Genomic DNA, 25,087 nt, shown 5'->3' with positions numbered 1-25,087 from the left:
AGGACGTGAGCGAGACCAGGCTGTTCCAGCAGGCCTTCTCCCAGGACGATCCCAAGCCCGGGCAGCCCCGCCTGCGCCTGATGGACAACGACGGAAGCGACACCTTCCGCAGTGTCCACCGCGGTGCTGCGGCTTTCGCGGAGGGCTTCTTCGCCGGGATCCGCAACCCAAACAGCCACGATGACGGACTCCCCGAACTTCCCGAGCATGAGGCGTTGGAGCAGTGGGCCGCGCTCAGCGTGCTGGCCCGCTGGGTCGATACTGCGGCCCTGATCACCGCCTGACGCCCGAAAGCTCTTGGGCGTTCAGGCCAGCAGTCGCGGATCTGTCGGGAGGCGTCGCGGGAGGGGCGGCCGTCGCCGATAAGGGTGGCGGAGCCCGGACCGGTCCAGTCGCCGTAGCCGCGTAGGTGCAGGTGCGCTTCGTCGACGGCCCGGGTGCCGTCGGTGGCGATGTGGCCGCGGGTGCCTCGCAGGCGCAGGCCGGGCGGAATCCGGTGCACCAGATGGTCGCGTCCGCCTCTGCTCTGGTGCAGCTCAACCCACGACAGGGGTGCCGGTAAGAACCGTGCCACCGATCCTGCTGGCCAATTCCGTTGCTGGTCGGTTGTGACGCTCATTGGTCATGGAGCGGGCGTGCTCTTCCGTCTGCGGTCGCGGGGTGGGGTGTGGGGTGTCGATGCGGGCGCGGCCGTGGCCGCAGGTGCCGGAAGCGACCGGGCGGGCAGCGCGGGCCGCAGCGGCGAAAGGGCCGTATCCGTTGGCTATGCGGGTCCGCGACGAGTTCGGCGAGTTGTTCGCGGATGTCGAGTTCGCCCAGGCGTTCGAGGTACGGGGCTGGCAAGGGTGGTCGCCGGGGCACCTGGCACTGCTGCAGTTCGCCGAGAACCTCACCGACCGTGCCGCTGCGCATCGGGTGCGGTCCGGGGTGGACTTCAAATGTGCGCTGCCTGGACCTGGACGATCCAGTTTCGACGCCTCGGTCCTGTCCGAGTTCCGCGCTCGTCTGGTGGCGCACAACCTGGAGGAACGGGCCTTGGACCTGCTGATGGCTGCATAAAGAGCAAGGGCTTGGTGAAGGCCGACGGGCAGCAGCGGAGCTGCTTCGCAATCGAGGTCACGGTGTTCTTCAGGCGGGTGAGCAGGTTGCGGGCGTGACGTTCCTGCTTCGACGGAGAGGAGTCCGCTCTGAGCGGCGTCTGAAAACTTTGCGCAACAAGATGCTCTGTACTCCTTGATCTGCAGGGCGGCTTCCGGCCGCCCTCTGACGAGAGGAAGACAAGGTGGCTCTCCGGATACGAGGGAAGTCGTCGGGCGGCACCCGTGCGATGGCGCTCGCTTCGGCAATCGCTGCGGTGACGATGGCGCTCGCGGCTTGCGGCACCACTGGCGGCGGCGCAGAAGAGAACAGGGCCTCGGGGGGCGAGAAGGAAAAGAACCTGCAGTACGCCCAGTGCTTGAGGGACAACGGGGTCGATGTCCCGGATCCGAAGCCTGGCGAGGAGGTCGGGAAGTCGTTCCCGGAGGGCACTTCTCCCCAGAAGGTCGAGGCGGCCATGAAGGCGTGCAAGCAGTACGCACCGCCCGGGCACACCAAGGAAGAACTGGAGGGATTCAAGAAGGAAGCACTGGAGATGGCCAAGTGTTTCCGGGAGCACGGTGTCGAGGTCGATGACCCGACGGCCGACGGTGTGTTCATCCCACCCCAGGGAGAGGCCCAGAACACCCCGACGTTCCAGAAGGCGATGGAGGCGTGCACGGACGCCAACAAGCGTCAGAACGCGGGTGGCCAGTGACCCGGAAACGATGGCCGAAGGCGGTCCTGCTCGCGAGCGTGGTCGCACTGGGAGCCGGCGGGGTCACGGTGGCGGCACAAGGGCTGGGCGGCAGCGACAACCCGGCGGCTTCACGACCTGACCGGGCTGCGCCTGCGACCACCGCGGTCAGCCGCAGCGACCTGTCCGCATCCACTCTGATGCCCGGTGAACTCGGGTACGGCGAACCGGTCACGGTCGAGGGACGCATGCCGGGGACCGTCACCTGGCTGCCCGGCCCGGGCACGGCGGTGAGCCGGGGACAGAAGCTCTACGAGGTCGACAACCAGCCCGTCAGCCTGATGTACGGCTCGACCCCGATGTACCGGGACCTGAAGCAAGGGGTCGAGGGCCCCGACGTCGAGCAGCTCAACAGCAATCTCCGCGCCCTGGGCTACGACGCTCCGGACAGTGATGAGTACACGTGGCGGACCGCTGCCGCCGTGCGTGCGTGGCAGGAGAAGCAGGAGATGAAGCGGACAGGTGAGGTGAGGAATGGGCAGATCGTCTTCACTGATGGCGCGGTCCGGGTCGCCGGGCTTCAAGCTGCGGTCGGCGGGCCGGCTACCGGGAAGATCCTGACCCGGTCGGACCAGGTGAAGTCGGTTTCCGTGTTGCTGGAGATCAAGGACCAGGGCCTGGTGAAGAAGGGCGCGACGGTGGACGTGCTGCTTCCCGGAGGCGCGACCGTCCCCGGCATCGTCAAGGAGGTGCAGACCGTGATCCCGCCGGGGGACGACGGTCCGCAGGGGGGTGGCCAGGGGGAGAAGCCGAAGACCAAGGTCGCCGCCCGGATCGAGATCGCCGACCAGAAGGCACTCACGGACCTCGACGCCGCGACAGTGGACGTGAAGTTCACCAAGGCCACGGCCAAGCAGGCCCTGTCGGTGCCCGTGACCGCCTTGGTGGCACTCGCCGACGGCGGCTACGGAGTGGAAGCAGTCGAGAACGGGACCGTACGCCGTATCCCCGTGAAGATCGGGCTGTTCGCTCAGGGCCGGGTGGAGATCACCGGCGACGGTCTGCGTGAAGGCATGAACGTGGTGGTACCGCAATGACCACGGTGAACAACCGGGACACCCCCGTCGTGGAGCTCGACCAGGTGACGCGCCTCTACCCCGGCGGGGTCACCGCGCTGGGCGGGGTCAGTGCGACGGTGTGGCGCGGTGAGATGGCAGCGATCGTCGGTCCGTCCGGCTCGGGGAAGTCCACCATGCTCAATGTGATCGGCACACTGGACCGGCCCTCTTCCGGCCGGGTCGTAGTCGACGGTCACGACGTGGCTGCCCTCTCGGACCGGCAGCTTTCAGCGCTGCGCGCAAACAAGATCGGCTTCGTGTTCCAGCACTTCCACCTCTCTGCCGGCGTATCCGCTCTGGACAACGTCTCCTACGGGCTCCTCTACAGCGGTGTCGGGCAGCGTGAGCGCCGTGAACGCGCGGCCGCAGCACTGAAGAGGGTGGGCCTGGGCGCCCGCATGGAGCACCGCTCCCACCAGTTGTCCGGCGGCGAGAAGCAGCGTGTGGCGATTGCCCGCGCCGTTGTCGGCGAGCCTGCCGTGCTCCTGGCCGATGAGCCCACGGGCGCGCTCGACTCGAAGTCAGGGGCAGCCGTCATGGAGCTCCTGCACGAACTGAACGCCACGGGCACCACCATCCTCGTCATCACCCACGACCGGGCGATCGCTCAGTCACTGCCCCGCCAGCTGGTCATGCTCGACGGACTCCTCCAGGCGGACTCCGCCGACCAGAAGGTAGAGGCCCCATGCTGACCCCCGCACGCCTCAGCCCGGCCGACTGTCTGCGCGTAGGCGGATTCGGTCTGCGTAGCCGCCCTGTGCGCGTCCTGCTGTCCGCGCTGGGCATCGCCATCGGCATCGCCGCCATGGTCTCCGTCGTCGGTATCTCCAGCTCCAGCCGGGCCGAACTGGACCGCGCCCTGGACCGCCTCGGCACGAACCTGCTCACCGCCTCTCCCGGCAGGAGCATGGCCGGGGGGACAGCGAAGCTGCCGGAGGAGTCCCCCGACATGATCGGCCGGATCGAGAACGTCGAGTCGAGCAGCGCCGTCGGAGTCATCGAGGGGAAGAACGTCTACCGCACGGACAAGGTCCCCCGGAGCCAGTCCGGAGGCATGACCGTAGCCGCCGCCGGCCAGGACCTGCTCGAACCGCTGGGTGCCACGATGGCCCAGGGTCACTGGCTCAACCAGGTCACCGGCCAATACCCGGTGACCGTGCTGGGGGCTGAGGCCGCGCGCCTCCTGGGCGTCACCGAGCCAGGGCCCGACACCCGCGTGTGGCTCGGCGATCAATGGTTCACCGTGGTGGGCATCCTCGACCCCGTGCCTCTCGCCTCCGCGATCGACACCTCTGCGCTGGTCGGCTGGGACGCCGGCAAGAAGTACCTGAACTTCGACGGCGCTCCCACCACCCTCTACACCCGCGCCGCCGAGCACGCGGTCGAGGAGGTCCGCGCCCTGCTGGGGCCGACCGCCAACCCGGCCGACCCCGCCACCGTCGCGGTGTCCCGTCCTTCCGACGCCCTTGCCGCCCGGCAGGCCGGCGAAGCGGCCTTCACCGGCCTGCTCCTCGGCCTTGGCGGAGTGGCACTGCTGGTCGGCGGTATCGGCGTCGCCAACACCATGGTCATCTCCGTCATCGAGCGCCGCGCCGAGGTCGGCCTCAGGCGGTCGCTGGGATCCACCCGCGGCCAGGTGTGCCTCCAGTTCCTCACCGAATCCCTGCTGCTGTCCGCCCTGGGCGGCGCAGCCGGCGTCATGATCGGCTCGGGTGTCACCGCCGCCTACGCCGCCAGCCAGGGATGGCCGGTGGTGGTGCCACCATGGGTGATGGCCGGCGGGACAGGAGCCACCCTGCTGATCGGAGGTATCGCCGGCCTGTACCCCGCCGTGCGGGCGGCCAGGCTGGCTCCCACGGCCGCGCTCGCCGCGACCTGAGGCCCCCCACCACCATGCTGGCCGCCAGCACCATGCACATCGGTACGAACGGAACGGGAATGAGATGCGGGTACTCGTCGTCGAGGACGACAGGCTGATCGCCGACATGGTCACCCGCGGGCTGCGGCGCCACCACTTCGCGGTCGACACCGCCTACGACGGCGATGAGGCAGCCCTCAGCCTTACCGTCAACGACTACGACGTCGTGGTCCTGGACCGGGATCTGCCCGGGAGGTCGGGTGACGACCTCGCCGCCGACCTGGTCGCCTCCGGGGCCCGTACGCGGATCCTCATGCTCACGGCGGCAGGCGGCCTTCACGACCGGGTAGAGGGCCTGAATCTGGGAGCGGACGACTACCTCGCCAAACCCTTCGAATACCTGGAGCTCGTCGCCCGAGTGCAGGCACTCGGGCGACGCAGCGCCCCCTCCGTACCGCCCATCCTGGAGAAGGCGGGAGTCGTCCTGGACCCGTCCCGTCGTACCGTCACGCGCGACGGGCGGCCGCTCGATCTCTCGCCCAAGGAGTTCTCGGTACTTCGCCTGTTGCTGATGGCGGACGGGGCTGCCCTCAGTGTCGAGGAGATCCTGGAGCGGGCCTGGGACGCGCACGCCGACCCCTTCACCTCGGCCGTACGCGTCACCATGAGCCGGCTACGGGCCAAGCTCGGAGACCCTCCGCTGATCCGTACCGTGCCCGGCGCCGGGTACGTGCTGTGAACGGCGCACCGCACGCCCGCCGAGCCCCCGCACGCACACGGATCGCCGCCGTGTTCGGCCTGGTGTTCGCACTGCTGGGCGGGATCCTACTGACCCTGGTCTTCCTGCTGTCCCGCGCCGGGACCGCCGCCAAGGCACACCAGCTGATAGGACAACAGCTCACGGCGGTTCCGGAAGGCACCACGCCCAGCGATGCCCCCGGGCAAGTAACTCTTCAGTTGGCGCAGATCGCCGCTGACCAGGTGCTGACCTGGTCAGCGGTGGCACTGCTCATCATGGTCGTTCTCGCGATCGCAGTGGGCTGGTGGACGGCCGGACGGGTGCTGCGGCCCGTGCACGCCATGACCTCCACGGCCCGCCGCATCTCGCAGGAAAATCTGCATGAGCGCATCGCCCTTCAAGGCCCCCCGGACGAGCTCAAGGAACTCGCCGACACCTTCGACGCGCTGCTGGCCCGCCTGGAGAAATCCTTCGACAGTCAGCGCCGATTCATCGCCAACGCCTCCCACGAACTGCGCACCCCCCTCACCGCGCAACGCGCTGCACTCCAGATCGGCCTGGACAACCCCACCCCGGAAGAACTCGCCGACGTACGCGAGTCCTTGCTGGCCGACAACCGGCGCAACGAGCGCCTCATCGACGGACTGCTCGTACTCGCCCAAAGCGAGCAAGCCCTCGTGGAAACCGAGACAGTAGACCTCTCGGCCCTGGCAGAAGAGGAAGCCGCCCGCTGTCGGCAGGCGGCCGAGGCGGCCGGCGTCACCCTCTCGGTGGAGACCGAGCCCGTTCTCCTGCGGGGCGACCGGGACCTGCTCAGCCGGCTGATCAGCAATCTGCTGCGCAACGCCATCGCCTACAACCACCCCGGTGGGCGAGTTCACCTACGTGTCTCCCCGGGCTGCCTGCGGGTGACAAACACCGGTCCCGCCGTGCCCGCAGACGAGATCGACGCCCTCTTCGAACCCTTCCGCCGCGGACGCGGCAAAGACCGCACCACCACGGGCCCGGACCGAGGCCACGGACTGGGCCTCGCGATCGTCCGCTCCATCACCACCGCTCATGGCGGCACGGCCACGGCCGCGCCCGGCGCACAGGGCGGCCTGCAGGTAGAAGTCCGGTTTCCCGAACGGCGTGATCAAACGGCGGGTGCGCACCGCGTCCGTGCGCGACGCGGACGCGAGTTGGAACCCCTCGGACTGGCCCGGAGAGGCCGCGCGCTCGCCGCAGACCTCAGGCCACGCGATGATCCAACCCTGCGGCGCGCGGCTGTGACAGCGATCAGCCGCTGGAGCAGCGACGTGCCGACTGCCGCGCAACATGGTCTGCCACTGTTGGGCGACCGGGACGCGAAGGTCAGGCAGGCAGCGGTTCAGGCTTTCTCGTCGTGGGGAACCGCCGTCGTGCCGCTGCTCCAGGCGCTCCGCCTCGATGGTCCCGGGCAGGCGCGCGGGCGCTCTGGAGGCCTTGGCGGAGATCGGTGGCGAGGCGGTGATCAATGCCCGTGACACCGCGGCACTGGAGCGGCTGGCCGGGATCGCAATCGCCGGCGACACGCCGGTTCCCCTCTCCTGCTGTTTCCTCCCTGGATCGCCGTGCCTACTGGGGACCAGGCCGGCGTCACGTGCGAACGCCTCAGAGCCCGCTTCGGACGTGCTCAGGCTTACTGGTGGAGCGCCTCGCAGGACGGCTCGGCTGGTGGCCGGCGCACCCCGAAGCGGGCCGGGGTGGCTACCTTCGCTCCCACGTTACTTGGCTGGCCACATAATTGCTGTTACCTTAATTATGTGGTCAGCCACACTTCTAGTGGCCGAAGGAATGGAGTCATCATGAAAGCAATCGTTTTCGACCAGTTCGGCGGCCCGGACGTGCTGCACGAGGCGGACATCGAGGTCCCGCAGCCCAGCCCCGGCCAGGTCCGGGTCCGCGTGAAGGCCGCCGGGCTGAACGCGCTGGACGGCAAGATCCGCGCCGGGATGCTGGAGGCCGTCCGCCCGACGGCCTTCCCCGCCGTCCCCGGTGGCGAGCTCGCCGGCGTAGTGGACGCCCTGGGTGCGGGCGTGAGCGACGTGCGGGTCGGCGATGAGGTGCTGGGCTGGTCGGACACCGGCTCGTACGCCCAGTACGCGCTGGCCACCACCGTGGCCCCCAAGCCCGCCGGCCTCGACTGGCAGCACGCGGCCGCGCTGCCGGTGGCCGGCGAGACGGCCGAGCGGGTCCTGAACCTGCTGGGGGTCGCCGCCGGGGAGACCGTGCTGATGCACGGCGCGTCCGGAGCGGTAGGAACCCTGGCGGTCCAGCTCGCCACGTCCCGCGGAGCACACGTGATTGCCACCGCGGGCCCCTCCAACCAGGACTACCTCACCTCGCTCGGCGCCACAGCGACCGTATACGGCGAGGGCCTGGTCGAGCGGGTGCAGGCGCTGGCCCCCGACGGCGTGGACGCGGTGTTCGACCTGGCCGGGAAGGGCGCCCTGGAGGACTCCATCACCCTGCGGGGCGGTACCGAGCGCATCGTCACCATCGCCGACTTCGGTGCACGGCAGCTGGGCATCACCTTCTCCCAGGGGCCCCAGGAACGGTCGACCGCCCGCTTGGCCGCCCTGGCCCAGGACGCCGCGGCCGGCAAGCTCGTCACCACCGTCACCGCCTACCCGCTCGGCCGGGCGGCCGCGGCCCAGCAGGTCAGCGACGCCGGGCACGTGCGGGGCAAGCTCGTCCTGACCGTCGACTGAGCATGCCCTCCCACCGCCTCCCCACGACCACCCGCTGCCTTTACGGTGACCGGCCGGTCACCGCCCTATCGAAGGTCCCCCTCATGCTGGATTCCCTGTGGACACCGACCACTCTTGGCGGCATATCTCTGCCGCACCGCCTGGTCATGGCCCCCATGACCCGTGACCGCTCGACGCCGGAGGGCGTGCCGACCGAGCTGAACGCCGAGTACTACGCCCAGCGGGCGTCGCACGCGCTGATCATCACCGAGGGGACCCAGCCCTCGGCCGACGGTCAGGGCTACCTCCTGACCCCCGGCATCCACAACGACGCGCAGATCGCCGGGTGGCGCAAGGTCACTGACGCCGTGCACGCGGCCGGTGGCCGGGTCGTCATCCAGCTGATGCACACCGGACGCATCGCCCACCCCGACAACACTCCCCACGGGCGCCGGCCGGTCGCCCCGTCGGCGATCCGCCCCCAGGGCGTGATGTTCACCGCGTCCGGGCCCCAGGAGATGCCCGAGCCCCGTGCCCTGTCGACGCAGGAGGTCGCGGCAACGGTCGAGGACTTCCGGCGCGCGGCTGCGGCTGCCGTCGCGGCGGGCGCGGACGGTGTGGAGATCCACGGCGCCAACGGCTACCTGGTGCACCAGTTCCTGGCCGACAACACCAATCAGCGCACCGATGGCTACGGCGGCTCGATCGAGGGCCGCATCCGCTTCGCCGTCGAGGTCGCCGCCGCGGTGGCCGACGAGATCGGCCCGGAGCGCACCGGTATCCGTATTTCCCCCGCGAACTCCTACAACGACATCGCCGAGTCCGACACCGCCGAGCTGTATCCGGCGGTCCTTAACGCCCTGCGTCCGCTGGGTCTGGCCTACCTCCACGTGATGCACGCCGGCGACGAGGCCCTCCTTGACGCCCTGCGCGCGCAGTGGCCGACCACGCTGATCCTCAACCGGGGCGGCACCGGCCTGCCCGCCCGCGCGAAGGACATCGACAACGGCACGGCCGACCTCGTCTCCGTCGGCGCCCTCGCGCTCGCCAACCCGGACCTGGTCGAGCGGCTCCGCTCCGGCGCGGAGCTGAACACCCCCGATGCGGCGACCTTCTACGGCGGCACAGCGGCGGGCTACACCGACTACCCCACCCACACCAGCTGAGGAACCGAACCATGCTCACCCCCGAACCCCGCATCCCCACGACGGCCGCCGCAGGACCGATGAGTTACGCGATCTTCCAACTCGCCCGCGCACACCGCGCCTACGCCGCCACCCTGCTGCGCGAGATGGACCTGCATCCCGGACAGGAACTGCTGCTGATGCACCTTCTTGACCGGGACGGCCAGTCCCAGTCCGAGCTGCTCGAATGCCTCGGCGTGGACCACTCCACCATCTCCAAGGCGCTCCGCCGCATGCAGGACGCCGGCCTGGTCGTCCGCGAGCCGGCCGCACATGACCGGCGCGTCATGGTGGTCCACCTCACCGACAAGGGCCGGGCCATGCGCGAGCCCATCGCGGCCCTGTGGCAGGCCCTGGAGGAGACCTCCGCCCGGAATCTGTCGGAGCAGCAGGCGGAGTCCTTCGTCGAGACCGCGTACGCCATCACCGAGGCGATCAGCAGCCGCGCGCTGCCGGAAGAAGAGTCCGGGTGACTCCCCGGTGTGCACCCCACGCGGACCGGGGTGCACACCGTCCCGCATGCGGCGCGGCCACCGCCAGGTCGCCGCCGCCCACCAAGCCCCTCGCTGATGACCTGACGGAAAGTGAGACCCTCATGCCTGCCACCGACTCAACCGCCCTCCCGGTCCTCGTCGTCGGGGCGACCGGCTCCCTGGGGAGCAAGGTCGTCGACGAACTCCTGGGGCGCGGCAAGAACGTCCGCGCCCTGGTGAGGCCGGCCAGCGACGCCGGCCGGCTCGAAAGCCGGGGCGTTCAGATCGCCCGCGGCGACATGCTCGACGTCGACTCGCTCGTGGCCGCGATGCACGGCGCCGACGCCGTCATCACCACCGCCGCCGGCTACACCCGCGGCGGCAAGAACGCCAACGACATCGACACCATCGGCAACGCCAACCTCGCCGAGGCCGCCCACCGCACCGGCATCCGGCGGTTCGTCCTGACCAGCATCCTCACCAGCGACCAGACGCCCCAAGTCCCGCACTTCTGGCACAAGAAGCTCGCCGAGGACAAGCTCGAACAGCTCGGCGTCCCGTTCGTCGCCCTGCGCCCGGGCGCGTTCCTCGACCAGGTCGCGAGCATGGCGGGCGACCCGCTCGACAAGGGCCGCATGGTGTGGGTCGGCAAGGCCACCGTCCCACTGACCTTCGTCCACACCTCCGATCTCGCGGCGTACCTGGCAGCCGCGGTCGACGCCGACGCCGAGGCCGGTGAGCGGATCGACATCGGCTGGGACCGTCCGGTCAGCATGCGAGAAGTCGCTGACGCGATGGGCGGCCGGGCCGGAAAGAAGATCAAGGTGTGGGCCGTCCCGTCCGCCGTCGCCCGCGCCGCAGGAGCTGTCGCCGGCCGGTTCATGCCGCTGATCGCGGACATGGCGGCGATGTTCCGGTGGTTCGAGACCGGACGCTACGTCGCCGACCCCAGCCGCCAGGAGCAGCTGTTCGGCCCCGTCCCTACGGCCGAGGAAACCCTCGCCCGATACACCGACGAGCTGCGCACCGCACAGCGCCGGTGACAGGCCCCACGTCTGCCGGACCGAACGGGTGATGGGGCGGGCGCTCAGCGCTTCCCTGGCCGGGATGAGGGGCCCAGTGAAGTCTTGCGGGAGCGGGGCTCACCTGGTGTCCCCCATTGACCACCAGATGTCCGCAACTGACGGAGCGATTCGTCGGATATTGGCAGAAGATCGAGAGGTGCTGCTCGACGACTGAGAAACACACCCATCCGCGCCAGTCGGAGCCGGGTGGCGGCGGCTGGCGGCGGCTCATACGAAACGGAGACTTTATGAGCGTCAACAAGGAAGAAATCAGCAAGACCATCATCGAGCTGGAGAAGTCCTTCAACGAGCGGTGGAGCGTCGGCGACAACCGCGGCTACCTTGACGGGTTCGCCGAGGAGGTCAGCTATTTCGACCCGATCCTCGAGAACATCGTGGTCGGCCGGGACAAGGTCATCGCGTGGATCGACTCCATCTACTCCAACCCGCACATCGTGCGCAGCGACTACCTCAACCCGCAGGTTCACGTCAGCGACAGCGGTGACTTCGCTGTCCTGGCGTACAACCTGAAGACCTTCGTGCTCGACGAGAACGGCGAGGAGAAGCAGCTGCGCGCATGGAACGCCACCCACGGCTACCGCCTCATCGACAACCAGTGGCGCATCGCGCACTCCAACTGGGCGTTCTCCCAGACCGTCACGGAAAAGATCGCTTCCTGACCGGGAGAACCCGAAGCAAAGCCCGGGTACCAGCGTGCTCAATGGGAGGGTCGAGCAGTGGCCAAGACCGTCAGGGAGGCAGCCGGCCCGGCCCCGCTCCGGACTCGGTCAAGGCCGTGGGAATGCGGGCTTGTGCCGCGCCCGCCTCACCTGCCGGTTCTTTCGTCGCGGGCCGCGAAGGCGGCCGGGGTGAGACCGGTGTGGCCACGGAAGAAGCGGCCGAAGTTCGCGGGATCGGTGAACCCGAGATGGACGGCCACAGCCCGGGCGTCCCAACCGCCATCTCCCAGCAGTCGCCGGGCTTCGAGCAGCCGCCGCTCGTCGATGACCTCACGTACCCCCTTGCCGGTGGCGTCCCGGGCCGCGCGGCTGAGGGTACGAACCGAACAGCCGAGCAGCCCGGCGTAGTCCGCAGCCCGGTGCAGTTCCCGGAAGTGCAGCTCCAGGGCGTCCACGAACCGTGCGTACGTGACCCTGCGGCCCGTGCCGCCCTCCAACGCGCCGGTGGTGGTGACGTCCGGGGAATTGGCGAGGCGCAGCAGCAGCGATTCGAGCAGGCTGCGCCGCAGCGCGTGGTGGACATCGAGCCGGCGGCGCCCCAGCGCACGGTGCTCGTCCAGGAGCTGGAGCGCCGTCTGCCTCAGCCAGGCCGCGTCATCGGGGTACGGGCTGAGGACGGCAGGGGCCTCGTGCGCGGTGAGCGGGGCCAGCAGACGGGCGGCATCCGACGTCAGCACGTCCGGCGCGAACAGGATGAACAGGCCGCGGGCGGCGCCCGGTGGATGCCAGCACTGCGCGTGCCCGGGACGCACCCACAGCCACTGGCCGCAGGCAACGGTCCGCGTGACGTGGTCGACATCGTGGAGCAGCTCACCCTCGGTGACGAGGATCAGGTAGTGGAAAGTGGCGCGGCCCGGGCGGGGCGGATTCCACGGCCAGTCGTCGTGCTCGGCGAAGAAGTCCTCGACGGTGCTCACCTCGAGGCCGTACGGAGTGCCGACCGGGGGCTGGAAACCGTACAGCGGAACCGCGGCCTGGGCCTGGCCGCGTCCTCCGGCAGAACGCCTGGGGTGTCGCTTGTCGACCATCACGTGTCCGCAGCCTACTGCCCGCTTTGCCCGCTTCAGGGGAAGGGTGGGGCGTGCCGTCCGCGTCCGTGAACGTGGCCGACGCCGCGGCCCGCCACCACCTGAGAAAGGAAACACTCATGAATGGATCGACCCTGCAGACGTTCGCCGCCGAGTGTGCGGAGGGACTTCCCGGAGCCCAGCTGGAGCATCCCTTCGGCCCGGACTGGGAGGTCTTCAAGGTACGAGGCAAGGTGTTCATGCTGATGACCGAGGTTCCCGGGCGCCCCGTCGTGATCCTCAAGGCGGACCCCGGCGAAGCCCACGCTCTCCGGGAGAACAACAGCCACATCACCCCCGGCTACCACATGAACAAGAAGCACTGGATCACTCTGGAGGGCGGGACCGGCGTCGACAAGACGCTCGCCAGGGAACTCGTCACCGACTCCTACCTGCTCGTCGTCACCCACCTGCCCAAGGCCCAGCAGCCCGTCGACCCGCACACCTACGGCACCAGCACGCAGGCGGCCCGGTGAGCGCGGCCGGAGACCGCCTCCAGGACACCGCCCGTGAAGCGGCCCTCGCCCTCCCCGACGTCAGCCACGGCCGCCCCTTCACCCCCGGACTCGACGTGTACAAGGTCGCGGGCAAGATGTTCCTGATCGTCACCGACGACCCGGACGAACAGATCATCACGGTCAAGTGCGAGCCCGAGCACGCGCGGGCACTGGAGCGCGGCTACGCCTCGATCACCCCGGGCCGCTATCTCGACAAGAGGCACTGGATCTCGCTGGGGCCTGGGCGGGGCATCACGCAGCGGCTGATCAACGATGCGGTCGAGCACTCCTACGACCTGGTCGTCGACGGTCTGCCCCAGAGCAAGCGCCCGCCGCGAGCCCCTGGCCCGGACGCGGCCGCCAGGTGAACGCTGGCCGCGCCCCCTCGAACACTGGCTGGCCTCAGGCCGGCCAGGCAGTGCTGGGAGCCGGGCGAGCCGCTGGCCCCGGGGCAGGTCGGGCGACTGGTGGGCAAGGCGGTCAAGGATTTCGAGGCCCAGTTCTGCCGCAGCAGGGTGGAGAGGCTCTCGCACGCGACCCGCACGCGACCCGCTCGCGTCTGGAGGACCTGGTCGCCGGCAGCGAGGACGGGCGGCCGAGGAAGCGGACGGTGAGGGCACGGTGGCGGGCGGCGGAGCTGCTCGGATGATCGGCGCAGTCCGATACCTGTGGCGGCTTCGCCGTCCGCGCGGGTGCCGGTGGGCTTGGTGGTGTCTTGGCCGTGTTTTGTCCAGGGGGCGGGCAGGATCGGTGCGTGCGCCGGAAGCCGCTGGATACCCGGCCGCCGTTCTTGGCAGGCATGTGAAGGAGAGCCGATGCGCGACGGAAGTGTTCTGTCAGGTGTTCCGCTGGGGTATGGACTCGACACTCACTCCTGTGCCGGGCCCGTACCCGCCCCTGAAGGTGCCCCGGTGGTGAAGGGGCAGGAGCTTGGGCAGTCCGAGATCCCCTGGGCGTGGTCGGTCAGCCCTGACCTCGCCCGAGCAGCCCCTCGCCATCTGGCGTGGATGCGTGAGACGGGTCTGATCGTCGATGCGGCGCCGGCGCCGGGCCAGTACCAGTCGGACCGGTATGTGCGCTGTGACGTCGCACGGTTGACGGCCATGGGCTGGCCGATGGCCACCGGAGTGGACCTGGACCTCGTGTCCGACTGGATGGGCTGGATTCTGGTCTTCGACGACATGTTCGACGGCCCGTTGGGCCGGGATCCCGCGCGGTGCCGCACCGTCGTTGAACGCATGATCTCGATCCTTCACCGCGGTGCGGACCCGGCCACCGAGCCGCTGTCACCAGTGGAACGGGGCTTTGCCGATCTGTGGGAACGCAGTACGGCGGGCATGTCGGTGCAGTGGCGGGCGCGTGCAGCCCAGAACTACGAGAGCTACTTCATCAGCTACGTCCACGAGGCCGTCGGCCGGGAGCGGGGACGAATCCCGGGGCTGGAGGAGTTCCTCCTGATCCGTCGCTCATCGGTTGCGCTGGATATCGTCTTCGACCTGCTGGAGCGGGTCGCTGGATTCGAGGTCCCTCTCGTCGCGCTGCGCAGCCCCGAACTGAGAACGGCCCGGCAGCTGGGCGCCGACCTTCCCTGGCTCACCAACGATTTCGCGTCCTTGGAGAAGGAGGAAGCCAGCGGCGACAACTGCAACCTGTTCATCGTCCTGCGCCATGAGTTCGGGCACTCCGACGCCGACGCCCTGGACAGCCGCAACGACATGCTCGAGCGCTGGGTGCGCCGATTCGACCAGATCGAAGCGGGAATCGGAGACCTCTGCGCTCGCCTGCGCCTCACCGCCCAGGAGGCCGCCGCGGTCGATTCCTATCTCGAAGGGATCCGCCTGTACGTGGCGGGGTACTGCCAGTGGGAGCGCGGAGCCTGGCGCTACAGCACCGACTTCGCCCGCACCCAGCACGGCCCCGGAGCAGCACCTCAGGCGATCCCGGAAGCGGAGGCCCTTGGACAAGCCGGGCTCCGCTGACCGAGTGGCATCACCCGTCTTCCAGTGGCGTCTTTTGAACCTATCGCTGCGGACAAGCTGCTGATCATGGCTGCGTGAATGGGCCAACGGCCCCGGCCGTTTGGACGGTGAGACTGGGCGGTCAGCGTGACAGCGGTCCCACTCGGGTCCCGGCGCCCTTGATGCTCGTCAGTTCGTCAGAGTGGTCCAGCCAGGGCTCGCCCCGGGTGAGCCGTGGGCGGCCGGCCCCAGGCCCCGGCGGTGGCGTGCCGTAGAGGCGGTGCCGGAGTCGGTCGCCGCTTGCTCCCCGGGGCCGGGTCGGCCGAAGGCGAACTCGACGCCGTGCATGAGTAGCCGGCCGGTGGTCGAGCTGCAGGACCGGGGCATCACCCGGTCTCAGCGAAGGCGGCCGAGAATCTGGACGGGCAAGCTGGCCCGCACGTGGCGACGCACGGCGTACCCGACCGCCACTGGCCGGCGCTGTCAACTCATCAACCATGCGGCGGAGTCGGGCAGCGATGGCTGCGGCTACATCCGCGCCGGTTCCAGCCGTACGGCGAACAAGATCGCGGTCCAAGAGGTCCGGCCGGTCTTCCGGGCGGCTACGACCGAGTACAGCCGGCCCGGAATCATCCGCTGCTCGTCCGTGCCACGGCCGGGTGGCAGAACGAGTGATCCACATGCGTCTACTGAGCGTAGACGCATGGCTACGGTAAGTAATCAGATGGCTACATGCGGATACCGCTGTGTAGAAACATCCCAGAAGAGGACCAGCCCCATGCGACGACTGACCCGAGGCACCGTCACCGCCCTGGCCATGCCTGCCCTCCTCATCGCTGTAACAGCCGCCACCGCCGCTCCACTGCTCCATCTCGACGGCACCGTCGACTTCTGCCTCACCGCCGACGCCGCGCGCAACCTGAACAGCGAAGGCATCACCATGCAGCCCGCAGGCGACGCCAAGAGCGACCCCGACCGGCCGAACTGCGTAATCCTCCCCTTCACGGGAGCGACACTCGCCACGGACCTGTCAGGAGGAGGCGCGGACCTGGAGGGCGGCATCGCCTTCACCCGGCAGTCGAGCGACCTGAAGCTCACCAACATCCACATCGATATCACCCACGCCACCATCACCGCCGACAGCTCCAGCCGGCACGCCTCCCGCTCCGCCGTCCCCGTGCTGGCCTACACCGATGGCGCGGACCATACGTCCATCACCCCGACCGGCGCCCGCGCAACGGACGTTCCCCTGCTCCTCACTCCAACAGGCCAGTCCATCTTCACCAGCGCATTCGGCACCTATCCCGGCCCGGCCCCCCTCTTCAACGCCTCGAGCGAAAGCCACCTCGCCACCAGCCTTCCCCACCTGCCCTGAGCGGTCACACGCGAGGCCCGGGCGCAACAGCATCGACTGGGACCTCATCGAGCCCCACTTCAAGGACCCCATGCGCGTCGCGCTGCCGGTGCGGGACAGCAAGACCTCCTTCGGCCTGTGTGAACAAGGTCCTGGCCTGCCCCGAGTGGCCAGGGCCTTCGCGTTGTGGGGCGGCGTTCCGTACACCGGAGGGGCCGGTGGTTGCTGATGGGGCTGCCGGACCGGGGGCCCAACCACGGTGTGCCGGTCCGGCAGCCCGGGAGCGCGACGCCGACGGGCGTCGGCCGGCTCCTGGGGGTGCGGTGCGGGTGGCGGTGAGGGGCTTGCACCCGCACCGCGCGGTCAGCGCCCGGGCCACGGATAGCGGCGGGTGAGGATCGTCCACTCCTCATCCGCACGCCCGGGGACCAGACGGCCGTCCGTCTCCCATTGCCGGGCGAGCGCGGTGCAGATCGGTTCCAGCTCGGGGCGGGGAACCGTTTCGCTTGTGCTGCGCTGGACGCCGATGACGGGCGTGAGCCGCATCGGAGTGGTCACGCCCGGCTCAACGGCGTCTGTGCCGTCCGGGTTACCCACGGGCCCGGCGTACTTCGCGGAGGGCGGCGCGGGCCTGGCCGGCGGTGAGGAGCAGGGCGAACTCGCTGAGCGCCACGGCCATGACCGCCTCGGGGGTAGCCTGCTGGCCCTCGGGTGCGCGGCGGACGGCGAGCTGGGCGGCGCCGCGGGCCAGAACCCGCTCGCGCTCCGCCTCCTCGAGGGTGTCGTCGCTGAGGGCGGCCAAGACCTGCCGCCACAACGTCACCGCCCGCCCCCGTCCTGGGGTGCGGGCGCCCCGCCGTCCGCTTCTCGTGCTCGGCCCAGGGCCCGGTAGACACTCGCCAGGCTGGGGTTCTGCCCTTTGCGGCGGCCGGTGGGGATGATCAGGTCGGGCTGGATCCGCCCGACGGACTCGCCGAGGGCCTTGCGCCACCGCACGGTGTGCAGGGAGTGTGACCGAGATACCCGCCAAGGGGGCAATGACCGGATGGGGGAGCGCACTACCGGCGCGCTCTGTCTGTCGACCTGTCGACACGACCATTCGCGAGCTCATCCCATGTCCATCTTCCGGGCCCACCCTGATAGTGGTCACCCCATCGAGCGATCGACAGAGAAGACGGTGCGTTCGGATACTCCCTGCATGGGCAACCTCTCGATTCCGGGCGCAACGCTGTTGTCCGGGGCAACCTTCCGGCTGGCCCCGCTTCCGTGCCGCGCCAGGGCCCGGATTCACTCCGAGTACCCAGCGATCTACGAACGCAACGCCGCATGGGTACGCCGTCACATCCCCGAATCCCGACGGCAGTTCTCCGACCGGTTCCCGATGTTCGACGCCCTGAGCTACCTCGATGCCATCGCCGACCGGGTCTACCAGTCGTCGTGCATCACATCGCTCACGTTCGCCTGCGACGACTTGGCCCTGGTTGAGCACGCCCTGTTCGGAGATCTGGGACGTGACGACGGACACGGGTGGGTGGCGGCCTTCACTTCTGCGTTCGGCACCGTCGAAGCCCAGATGCCGCCGAAGCTGTGGAAGCAGTTCCACAGCGCCTGGCGCGACTGGTACACCGCCACCTGCGAGGAAAACGCTCTTCGCAGAGCGCGCCAGATCCCGGACCTGGACACCTATCTGCCGCTGCGCCGGCGCTCTGTAGCGCTTGACGGCTACCTGCTGTATCTGGAGTACGCCCTCGGCCTGACCACGTTGACGGACCTGCGTGAGACTGATCCTGATCTGGACGCAGTGCGACGGCATGCCGTCGACCACTGCATGCTGACCAACGACCTCTACTCCTTCCGCAAGGAGGCATCCGGCGGAGAGCACGCCAATGCGGTCTCGATCCTGATCGCGCAGGACCGCACCGGCAGTCTGCAGACTGCGATGGACACGCTCACCGCTATGATCGCGCACGCGGGGCAGGCCCTCGGCGAAGCAAGCGACGCCTTGCAGGAGCGATACGCCGGATGCACCGAGGTTCAGCGGTACGTGAACGGGTTGTGGGACTTCGTGGCTGCGAACCTGTTCTGGTCGCTCGACTCGCCGCGCTACAGCGGGGCCGGCTCCGCTTGGAACGGGCTCCGCGCCGCGCAGATGGTGATGGCACAGGGCCGAACTGTCACGATCGAGTCGGCGTGATCTCAAGCCTGCCTGATCAGCGATAACACCCCGCCACTATTCAGGCTGGCGGTTGGAGTGGGCATTTGCCCCCATGGCTTTGTCAGTGACCAGTGACCAGTGACTCCAGCCGAAGGTCGGTTCTGTCTCCGTTCGGGGGCCGCCAAAACGATGGTGTGAAGGTGAGAAGCGACTCCAAGCCGAGTGCCAGTTACCCATCGCGTTGACTGGCTGGGTCTCGACGGGGGTGCGTGGTCGGTACGCGGCGCCAGGTCTCGACCGTGCCGGAAGTTCGGAGCGGGCGTGCGGGCCGGGTGTGGTACCACCTGCCGTACGGGTGTTTCTGCCGGCGGACTGACGCGCGATGCGCAGAAACCGTTCTCCCCATGGGCTGGACGGAGATACCCACCGGGCCGGTGCGTGCGAGGGGCGGTACGTGCTCCCAGGGCCACTACCGGGGTTTTGCGGGGTGCTGGTTCAGTGCTGTGTCCGCTATGGCCGATCCGTTCCCAGGGAGTCTCCTCATGCTCGAAGCCCACCGTACGAAGCTGCGCGGCGCTGTGATCGGTGCCTGCACCGCGGCGCTGGTCGCCGGCGCCGGTCTGCTCACCCTTCCCGCCCAGGCCCACAGCCAGCAGGAGCAGGCCGTACCCGCCGCAGGCACGCTGATGACCTCGCGGGCAGAGCAGCAGGTCGCCAGCTTCTTTCAGGAGTACCAGGACGCCGTTAAGGGGCAGCACAGCGAGGGCAGTTCCCCTGCCGAAGTCCGCCAGGCATTCCTCACCACCGAACTCGACGACGCCCTCACCGCCTGGGGCTCCGAGCACCAGGCGGACCCGGTCTTCCGCGCGCAGAACCTCCCCGCGACCTGGTCGACGACGGACACCGACAGCACCGACACCCACACCAAGATCATCGTCACCGAGAACTGGGAAGACGGCACCAGCACCGGCGTCTGGTACCAGGTCCGGCTGTCCGACCTGAAAATCGACAGTCTCACCGACCCCACCGCCTAAACCACGGGCCCGCACTGCGCACCCGGACGCCGCGCCGGTCGCCCCCGGCGCCGGAGCGGCCTCACGAGCGCGGAAGGCGGACGCCGTACAGGTCAGGTGAGTACCCGCTGTCAGCGAGTGCGGAGCTGGCATTTCGTCAGCACACCGCAGGTGCATCGTCGGCAGCCGGGGCCGGGACGCAAGGTCAACTGGCGTCAGCCGGCCTCGGCGTGGGCCCGGATGGTGGCCGGGCGGTAGGAGCCGCTGTCACTCGACCATGTTCCCGCCGCACCACCAGCGGAGCCAAAACCCACTGACACGACGTTCAGGACAGGCAAGGTGGAGTCAGAACTGACCTTCCGATGGAGTCACTGGTAACCGACACAACCACCCCGGGGGTGAGTAGTTGGCGTATAGGGAATCCCGCTCAGATTGATCGTGGTCGGTTAGCGATACAAGACCGCCGTGCGGAAGTGGCCACGCACGGCGTGGGGACGGCAAGGCCGACACGGCCCGTGACAACGTAGATGCCTGATCCGCGCCACCGACCCGAGGAACTGCCCCGTGAACCATCGATCCGCCGGCACCGTGGCCGCTGTCCTCCTTACTGCGGCCACGGCAGCCCTGCTCCCCGTCACGCATGCGGCAGCCGAGGACCAACTCCGCTGCGGGGACTACCCCGGCAATTTCTACTACCTGCGCGCCACCGACGGATCGGGATTTCTCATCGGAACACCGGAGGAAGACGCCCTCTACCACTGCGCCACAGCCGGAGGCATCCCCGAGATCAAGAAATATTGCACCGAAGGCCGGCTCAACGACAAGAAGGGCCAGGACTTCTGTCAGGACTGAACCCGACTGCGTGAGCTGCCGGGCCGGCACGGCAGGAACGAGGAGCCTGACGTCGGCCGGTCCGGCGAGGGTGGGCGCAGTCAGCGTGTGCTGTCTCAACTACCTCCGGGTATGCCCGGTTCTTCTCGTGCTCGGCCAGGGCCCGGTAGATGCTGGAAAGGCTGGGACTGTGTCCTTTGCGGCGGCCGGTGGAGATGAGGAGGTCGGGCTGGATGTCTTCGACGGTCTCGCCGTTCGCGCGGCGCCGGAGCACGGTGTGGTGCATGTCGTCGGTGATGACCGGAGGCCGGCCGCCGTGATTGCCCTTGCGTGCCGCGGCGTCCAGCCCTTCGAGGGTGGACTCCCGGATGTTCGCGCGCTCCGTCTCGGCCATCGCGGCGAAGAACCCGAACAGCAGACGTCCCGGCCCGCTGGGGTCGTACATCCCCTGAAGGGGACCGGCGAGCATCTCCAGGACCAGGCCGTGGGTGGATAGGTGGTCGGCCAGGGCCGTCAGCTCCGCGGCGTCGCGCCCGAGCCGCTTCATCTCGTTCACCGTGAAGATCACCCGGCAGTGCGGGGCGTGCGCCTTGATCTCGCGGGCCGCGGCGAGCGCTGCCTCGAACTGCGGGCGGACCCGTACCGGGTGCTGATCTTCTCGGCGAAGATCTTGTCCCGGGGGATGCCGTGTCCGGCGAGCGCGTCGAGCTGTGATGGGAGTTCCTGGGTGAGGCTGGAGCACCTCGCGTACCCGATGCGGATGTCCGCACTCGGGGTGTCCGGATCGACGGGCGCGGGCACGGGAGTACCGGGCCGCCACGGCTGCCCGGGGCGGCGGTCGGCGGGGGTGGGCACGCGCAGGAGTTTCGTGAGCCTGGGCACCTTCGTGAAGCGGCCTGTGTGATAGGTCCCGGCGACCGCGCCGGAGCGCGAGCGGCAGGGCGAGCCTGGCGCGGCGTCACAGCGCGGGCAGGGGTGGCGCTCGATGTCGTCCGCTTCGGACGCGAGTGCGGGTTGATGGTCCGTCATGACCCTGAGTACCGTCACAAACAATTCCCAGAACATGTCTGGTCCCACTTTTGAGTGAGAACGAGTTATGACAGTGAATCCCCGCTTCGGACCGTTCCCGTCGACCGTTCTTGATCTTGCTCCGGGAGAGGGTCGTTTGTGAGAGACGCGTAACGTCGCTGCGGAACCCGCCAACTCCTCCACGCGCCTTGGACGCGACGCCATGGGTCTGCTCGCTTACTTGTGGCCCCGGAGGAAGGCCGGGATGTCGGCTCGGGTCGGGTAGTCAGGCAGCGGTGCGGGCTTGTCTTGGAGGAACGCGGTGATGGCGGCGGCTGCTCGTTGGTCGTTGTCACCCAGGCCGTTCCACACGTGGTGACCGACTCCGGGCATGTACTGGGTGCGCCGGATGGCGGGGCGGGGTTGTCCGCGAAGTCCAAGCCGCTATTCAGGCCAGCGCGGACGAAATAGCCGGTCGCCCCGTCGATCTCACCGTGCCGCCGGGCAGCTCGAGGCCCGCGATCGAGGAAGCGGCGGCGGAACTGGGACTCAGTAAAACGAAGACCAAGCGTATCGTTCAGCGCATGGTGGACATGATGAACACCCAGCGCGACGAAGAATGGCTTATCAAGGGTATTGTGCCGAGTGATTACATCACCGGACCGTAATGAGACAGGGCAGTGGCATGACCCAGTTCGAAGATCTCCTCGGAACCGACTTCGAGGGAAATCGCACCGACGACGTCGATGACGTGATCTACGGAAGCTACGATCACGCCAGTCATCGCGACCGTGTGCCCGGCCTCGTGGCTTTGCTCGGAGATGCGTCGGCTTCTGATCGCGAAAGATATCTCGCCTGCCTGGCTCTTGTGTCCTGGGGTGAGCCTGCGGGGTACGAGGCGGTCCGGCAGGCGACCCTGGAGCCGAGAGCTGTTCCTTGGTATGACCTGGTGATGGATCGCAAGTTCTCGGTGGACAGTAGTTACGGACAATTCTCGGAGGCTGCGGCGGACAGTCGGGAGCTCGCCGGGGAAAAGAATTCTTCAGATCTCCGCGTGGAAACCTTTCGGTCGCTCATTCGGATCGCGGACGGTGAATACTTCGAGGAGAAGCTGGGCGACTACCTGGAAGAAGTGGTGGTGCGCGCATGCCTTCCCGACATCCACGAAGTGGTCATTCGCGGCCTCGGTTCCATCGAATCGGGTGCCCGTTTCCGGTTCGATCTGGCGACCCAGCTCGTCGACCTGGCCAACTCGGTCGTTCCCGTCGATGAAGAACTGGCCGTGGGACTGGTCAGGAGGATCCTCCAGGCCGTACCCGCCGACCGGACGATGGCCCATGCGGTCACCGCGGTACGCCGGGCGAAGGGACCGGCGGGACAGGCGCTGGCGGAGTACTTGTCCACCGCCGGCAACGCACACGTACGGTCGCTGCTGTTTGACGTGGCATAAATATGCCGATCCGATCGGATGGGGCACCCCTGGGTGTTCGACCTCGGCGACGACGCGCGCGGCAGCCGGCAGGGGCGCCGGAGGGCCCGGGTGCGTGCTTGACCAGCCTGGGGCAGGACCAGACCTTCCGGGGCTGATGCGGCAAGAACTGAATGCGGAGACCTGGGCGGACGCGTTCGACTAGTACGCGTCGAGCTATTCCTTCGTCACCGTCGGACCCCGCCTCCACATGGAGTGGTGGTTCGACTTCGCCTCGATCGTCCGCCTCGAGGCCCACGACCCGCGCGGGTGGCGGTCGGTCGACCTGGACGAGGAGGAGTTCGACCTTCGGGTGCATTCGATGTACCCGTTGCTGCAGCCCCCCCCGCCACCGCCGAAGAGGCCGAAGGGTTCCAGGGATGGGTGAAGGAGCTTCCCCGATGAGGTTGTCTCACGTGGACAGGTCTCTGAGCTCCTTGCAGCAGGTCGGGGTGGTGACCATGGCTGACCACGGCTCCGCCAGTCGTTGCGGACCGCGTACGGGATCTTGAGACCATGAGCAGCCCATGGCAGGCTCGTGCCGCATGATCGATGATTTCGCGAAAGACAACCTGCACAAGAGACTGCGGCGGGACCGTGAGGCGCTGCTCTGGAAGCTCGACGGCTTGTCCGAATACGATGCGCGCCGGCCTCTGACGGCGACCGGGACCAACCTCCTCGGCCTGGTCAAACACGTGGCCACGGTCGAGGCCAGGTACTTCGGTGAGGTCTTCGACCGCCCTTCTCCGGAGCCGCTTTGCCGGTGGCAGGACTCCGACGGCAGCGATCAATGGGCGGCCGAGAACGAGACGCGTGGTCAGATCGTCGGGTTCTACCGGCGCACGTGGGAACACTCGGACGCGACAATTAACGAGCTTGCCCTCGACGCCCCCGGCCACGTGCCCTGGTGGCCGGAGCCTTATGCCGACACGAACCTGTTCGCCATCATGGTCCATGTCCTCGGCGAGACCATCCGGCATGCCGGGCACGCCGACATCCTGCGCGAGGGCGTAGACGGCCGGACCGGGATGCGCGCCGAACACGAGCAGCCGATCGACAAGGAAGCCCGCGCAGCCTACTTCGCGAAGATCGAGCAAGCCGCCGGGATGGCCACACCAACCACCGCGTAGGGGCTCCACGACATGACGTGATGTTCGAACGGCATGATGCCGGTCGTGAGTGCTGATCTGTCGAAGCGTCTATTTCCTGATGAGCTCTGGTAGTTGGTTGCCCCGTTATTGCCGTCGTTCGTCGTTCGCCGCTCGACCGCAAGACCGCGCCGTGTGACGAACGGGCCGTGTTCACGGCAGTGGTCTACGTGCTGACCAGCGGCTGTGCCTGGCGGCATCTGCCGCCGACGTTCGGCACGTCCTCCGCCACCGCGCATCGGCGCTTCACGGTATGGACCGAGGTCGGGCCTGTGGCGTCGGCTGCATCGGGCGGTGCTGGACGAACTCGGGGTCCGGGGCGAGGTGGACTGGACCTCGGCGATCGTCGACGCGGCCTCCGTTCGCGCCAAAAGGGGGGATCGCTGACGGGGCCGAACCCGGTCGATCGTGGCAAGAAGGGCAGCAAGCTGCACGTCTTGTCCGATGCCCAGGGCATCCCGCTCGCCGTCGCCGTGTCGGGGGTGAACATGCACGACAGCCTCGCCCCGGCCGTCCAGTCCTGCCGGGGACCCCGGCGGCGCCGGCCTGTCAAACTCCGCGCGGACAAGGCGTACTTCTCCGCCGAACACCTCATCTGGCTGCGCGAGCGTAGGCTCGTCGCGCGCATCGCGCGGCCAGGCATCGAGTCCGGCGAACGCCTCGGCCGGCACCGCTGGAAGATCGAACGGTCGATCGCTTGGCTCTTCGGCTACCGCTGCCTGACCATCCGATACGAACGAAAGGGCTCGCGCTTCCTCGCCTTCCTCGGCTTGGCCGCTGCCCTGACCTGCTACAAGAAGCTCGCGAAACTTGCCACGTGAGACACCCTCTTAGAGGTCGTTTTCACCTGGACTGCCCGCTTATCAACAGATTCTCGGAGTGTCGGGCTGCGGTGCAGGTGAGGTTGCAGAGGCGGTCGATGCCTGC

General features: G+C 68.5%; 30 protein-coding genes and 1 pseudogene. 24 read left to right on the top strand and 7 right to left on the bottom strand.

What is annotated here, in order from left to right; translation table 11 throughout:
- The first annotated feature begins 5 nt into the window (after positions 1-5).
- The gene (locus tag ACFVX6_RS15805; protein WP_389691732.1) at positions 6-284 is read left to right on the top strand and encodes a TIGR02391 family protein; all 279 of its coding nucleotides are present in this window, start codon (positions 6-8) and stop codon (positions 282-284) included.
- 38 nt (positions 285-322) lie between these two features.
- Here ACFVX6_RS15805 and ACFVX6_RS15800 read toward each other — a convergent pair.
- Positions 323-531 (bottom strand): annotated as a pseudogene (locus ACFVX6_RS15800) (pyridine nucleotide-disulfide oxidoreductase); the annotation flags it as partial.
- A gap of 234 nt (positions 532-765) precedes the next feature.
- Here ACFVX6_RS15800 and ACFVX6_RS15795 point away from each other — a divergent pair.
- The 12 genes from ACFVX6_RS15795 to ACFVX6_RS15740 all read left to right on the top strand — a co-directional run bounded on the left by ACFVX6_RS15795 (position 766) and on the right by ACFVX6_RS15740 (position 11,601).
- A complete protein-coding gene (locus ACFVX6_RS15795; RefSeq protein WP_389691730.1) occupies positions 766-1,059 on the top strand; it encodes a transposase in 294 nt (97 codons plus the stop codon).
- Positions 1,060-1,282: 223 nt separating this feature from the next.
- A complete protein-coding gene (locus ACFVX6_RS15790; RefSeq protein WP_389691728.1) occupies positions 1,283-1,795 on the top strand; it encodes a hypothetical protein in 513 nt (170 codons plus the stop codon).
- Positions 1,792-2,871, top strand: coding sequence for a peptidoglycan-binding protein (locus ACFVX6_RS15785; RefSeq protein ID WP_389691726.1), 1,080 nt, complete (start codon positions 1,792-1,794; stop codon positions 2,869-2,871). The genes ACFVX6_RS15790 and ACFVX6_RS15785 overlap by 4 nt, the downstream gene beginning before the upstream one ends.
- Positions 2,868-3,584: an ABC transporter ATP-binding protein gene (locus ACFVX6_RS15780; protein ID WP_389691724.1), complete on the top strand. Its 717-nt coding sequence runs from the start codon at positions 2,868-2,870 to the stop codon at positions 3,582-3,584. Before ACFVX6_RS15785 ends, ACFVX6_RS15780 begins: the two co-directional genes overlap by 4 nt.
- Complete coding sequence (locus tag ACFVX6_RS15775; RefSeq protein ID WP_389691722.1) at positions 3,578-4,771, top strand: ABC transporter permease; 1,194 nt, start codon at positions 3,578-3,580, stop codon at positions 4,769-4,771. Before ACFVX6_RS15780 ends, ACFVX6_RS15775 begins: the two co-directional genes overlap by 7 nt.
- 64 nt (positions 4,772-4,835) lie before the next feature.
- Positions 4,836-5,489: a response regulator transcription factor gene (locus tag ACFVX6_RS15770; protein WP_389691719.1), complete on the top strand. Its 654-nt coding sequence runs from the start codon at positions 4,836-4,838 to the stop codon at positions 5,487-5,489.
- 50 nt (positions 5,490-5,539) lie between these two features.
- Positions 5,540-6,994: a sensor histidine kinase gene (locus tag ACFVX6_RS15765; protein WP_389691717.1), complete on the top strand. Its 1,455-nt coding sequence runs from the start codon at positions 5,540-5,542 to the stop codon at positions 6,992-6,994.
- Between the two features lie 321 nt (positions 6,995-7,315).
- On the top strand, positions 7,316-8,221 hold the full coding sequence (locus tag ACFVX6_RS15760; RefSeq protein ID WP_389691715.1) for an NADP-dependent oxidoreductase: 906 nt from the start codon (positions 7,316-7,318) through the stop codon (positions 8,219-8,221).
- An 83-nt stretch (positions 8,222-8,304) separates the two neighbouring features.
- Entirely contained in the window at positions 8,305-9,366 is a 1,062-nt protein-coding gene (locus ACFVX6_RS15755; protein WP_389691713.1) for an alkene reductase, read from the top strand.
- 11 nt (positions 9,367-9,377) lie between these two features.
- Positions 9,378-9,857 carry a MarR family winged helix-turn-helix transcriptional regulator gene (locus tag ACFVX6_RS15750; RefSeq protein ID WP_389691711.1) on the top strand — a complete coding sequence of 160 codons (480 nt, stop codon included), beginning with the start codon at positions 9,378-9,380 and terminating at the stop codon, positions 9,855-9,857.
- Positions 9,858-9,979: 122 nt separating this feature from the next.
- The gene (locus tag ACFVX6_RS15745) at positions 9,980-10,900 is read left to right on the top strand and encodes an SDR family oxidoreductase (protein ID WP_389691709.1); all 921 of its coding nucleotides are present in this window, start codon (positions 9,980-9,982) and stop codon (positions 10,898-10,900) included.
- A 269-nt stretch (positions 10,901-11,169) separates the two neighbouring features.
- On the top strand, positions 11,170-11,601 hold the full coding sequence (locus ACFVX6_RS15740; protein ID WP_389691707.1) for a YybH family protein: 432 nt from the start codon (positions 11,170-11,172) through the stop codon (positions 11,599-11,601).
- Between the two features lie 146 nt (positions 11,602-11,747).
- Here the strand turns inward: ACFVX6_RS15740 and ACFVX6_RS15735 are convergent, their stop codons facing one another.
- A complete protein-coding gene (locus ACFVX6_RS15735; RefSeq protein ID WP_389691705.1) occupies positions 11,748-12,692 on the bottom strand; it encodes a helix-turn-helix domain-containing protein in 945 nt (314 codons plus the stop codon).
- 116 nt (positions 12,693-12,808) lie between these two features.
- Between ACFVX6_RS15735 and ACFVX6_RS15730 the strand changes: the two genes are divergently transcribed.
- The 4 genes from ACFVX6_RS15730 to ACFVX6_RS15715 all read left to right on the top strand — a co-directional run bounded on the left by ACFVX6_RS15730 (position 12,809) and on the right by ACFVX6_RS15715 (position 16,558).
- On the top strand, positions 12,809-13,204 hold the full coding sequence (locus tag ACFVX6_RS15730; protein ID WP_389691703.1) for an MmcQ/YjbR family DNA-binding protein: 396 nt from the start codon (positions 12,809-12,811) through the stop codon (positions 13,202-13,204).
- Complete coding sequence (locus ACFVX6_RS15725; protein WP_389691701.1) at positions 13,201-13,593, top strand: MmcQ/YjbR family DNA-binding protein; 393 nt, start codon at positions 13,201-13,203, stop codon at positions 13,591-13,593. The genes ACFVX6_RS15730 and ACFVX6_RS15725 overlap by 4 nt, the downstream gene beginning before the upstream one ends.
- Before the next feature lie 543 nt (positions 13,594-14,136).
- Entirely contained in the window at positions 14,137-15,204 is a 1,068-nt protein-coding gene (locus ACFVX6_RS15720; protein ID WP_389691699.1) for a terpene cyclase, read from the top strand.
- Between the two features lie 757 nt (positions 15,205-15,961).
- Positions 15,962-16,558 (top strand): hypothetical protein, encoded by a 597-nt coding sequence (locus ACFVX6_RS15715; protein ID WP_389691697.1) that lies wholly within the window; start codon positions 15,962-15,964, stop codon positions 16,556-16,558.
- Positions 16,559-16,900: 342 nt separating this feature from the next.
- Here the strand turns inward: ACFVX6_RS15715 and ACFVX6_RS15710 are convergent, their stop codons facing one another.
- Genes ACFVX6_RS15710 through ACFVX6_RS15700 form a run of 3 tightly spaced genes read right to left on the bottom strand, consistent with a single transcriptional unit; the run spans position 16,901 to position 17,533 of the window.
- Entirely contained in the window at positions 16,901-17,095 is a 195-nt protein-coding gene (locus ACFVX6_RS15710; protein WP_389691695.1) for a hypothetical protein, read from the bottom strand.
- Positions 17,096-17,126: 31 nt separating this feature from the next.
- Positions 17,127-17,360, bottom strand: coding sequence for a hypothetical protein (locus ACFVX6_RS15705; RefSeq protein ID WP_389691693.1), 234 nt, complete (start codon positions 17,358-17,360; stop codon positions 17,127-17,129).
- Positions 17,357-17,533, bottom strand: a complete 177-nt coding sequence (locus tag ACFVX6_RS15700; RefSeq protein ID WP_389691691.1) for a hypothetical protein — start codon at positions 17,531-17,533, stop codon at positions 17,357-17,359. Before ACFVX6_RS15700 ends, ACFVX6_RS15705 begins: the two co-directional genes overlap by 4 nt.
- A 202-nt stretch (positions 17,534-17,735) precedes the next feature.
- On the opposite strand from ACFVX6_RS15700, the gene ACFVX6_RS15695 reads away from it, so the two are divergent.
- From ACFVX6_RS15695 to ACFVX6_RS15685, 3 genes are all read left to right on the top strand, one after another.
- Positions 17,736-18,731 carry a terpene synthase family protein gene (locus ACFVX6_RS15695; protein ID WP_389691689.1) on the top strand — a complete coding sequence of 332 codons (996 nt, stop codon included), beginning with the start codon at positions 17,736-17,738 and terminating at the stop codon, positions 18,729-18,731.
- A gap of 503 nt (positions 18,732-19,234) precedes the next feature.
- Entirely contained in the window at positions 19,235-19,726 is a 492-nt protein-coding gene (locus ACFVX6_RS15690) for a hypothetical protein (protein WP_389691687.1), read from the top strand.
- 543 nt (positions 19,727-20,269) lie between these two features.
- Entirely contained in the window at positions 20,270-20,557 is a 288-nt protein-coding gene (locus tag ACFVX6_RS15685; protein ID WP_389691685.1) for a hypothetical protein, read from the top strand.
- Here ACFVX6_RS15685 and ACFVX6_RS15680 read toward each other — a convergent pair.
- Together ACFVX6_RS15680 and ACFVX6_RS15675 are read right to left on the bottom strand one after the other, a co-directional pair.
- The gene (locus tag ACFVX6_RS15680; protein WP_389691871.1) at positions 20,520-21,131 is read right to left on the bottom strand and encodes a recombinase family protein; all 612 of its coding nucleotides are present in this window, start codon (positions 21,129-21,131) and stop codon (positions 20,520-20,522) included. The genes ACFVX6_RS15685 and ACFVX6_RS15680 overlap by 38 nt on opposite strands.
- A complete protein-coding gene (locus ACFVX6_RS15675) occupies positions 21,101-21,565 on the bottom strand; it encodes a hypothetical protein (RefSeq protein WP_389691875.1) in 465 nt (154 codons plus the stop codon). Before ACFVX6_RS15675 ends, ACFVX6_RS15680 begins: the two co-directional genes overlap by 31 nt.
- A 473-nt stretch (positions 21,566-22,038) precedes the next feature.
- On the opposite strand from ACFVX6_RS15675, the gene ACFVX6_RS15670 reads away from it, so the two are divergent.
- The 4 genes from ACFVX6_RS15670 to ACFVX6_RS15655 all read left to right on the top strand — a co-directional run bounded on the left by ACFVX6_RS15670 (position 22,039) and on the right by ACFVX6_RS15655 (position 24,981).
- Positions 22,039-22,212 carry a hypothetical protein gene (locus ACFVX6_RS15670; protein ID WP_389691683.1) on the top strand — a complete coding sequence of 58 codons (174 nt, stop codon included), beginning with the start codon at positions 22,039-22,041 and terminating at the stop codon, positions 22,210-22,212.
- 17 nt (positions 22,213-22,229) lie between these two features.
- Positions 22,230-22,994 carry a hypothetical protein gene (locus ACFVX6_RS15665; protein WP_389691681.1) on the top strand — a complete coding sequence of 255 codons (765 nt, stop codon included), beginning with the start codon at positions 22,230-22,232 and terminating at the stop codon, positions 22,992-22,994.
- A gap of 563 nt (positions 22,995-23,557) precedes the next feature.
- Entirely contained in the window at positions 23,558-24,142 is a 585-nt protein-coding gene (locus ACFVX6_RS15660) for a DinB family protein (RefSeq protein WP_389691679.1), read from the top strand.
- 167 nt (positions 24,143-24,309) lie between these two features.
- The gene (locus tag ACFVX6_RS15655) at positions 24,310-24,981 is read left to right on the top strand and encodes an IS5 family transposase (RefSeq protein ID WP_389691677.1); all 672 of its coding nucleotides are present in this window, start codon (positions 24,310-24,312) and stop codon (positions 24,979-24,981) included.
- Positions 24,982-25,087: the final 106 nt, after the last annotated feature.

The organism is Streptomyces sp. NPDC058289 (genome assembly GCF_042880975.1).
Classification (GTDB): domain Bacteria; phylum Actinomycetota; class Actinomycetes; order Streptomycetales; family Streptomycetaceae; genus Streptomyces; species Streptomyces stoeckheimensis.
Note: the sequence above shows the minus strand (reverse complement) of the source record. Positions and strands in the feature narration are given on the sequence as shown.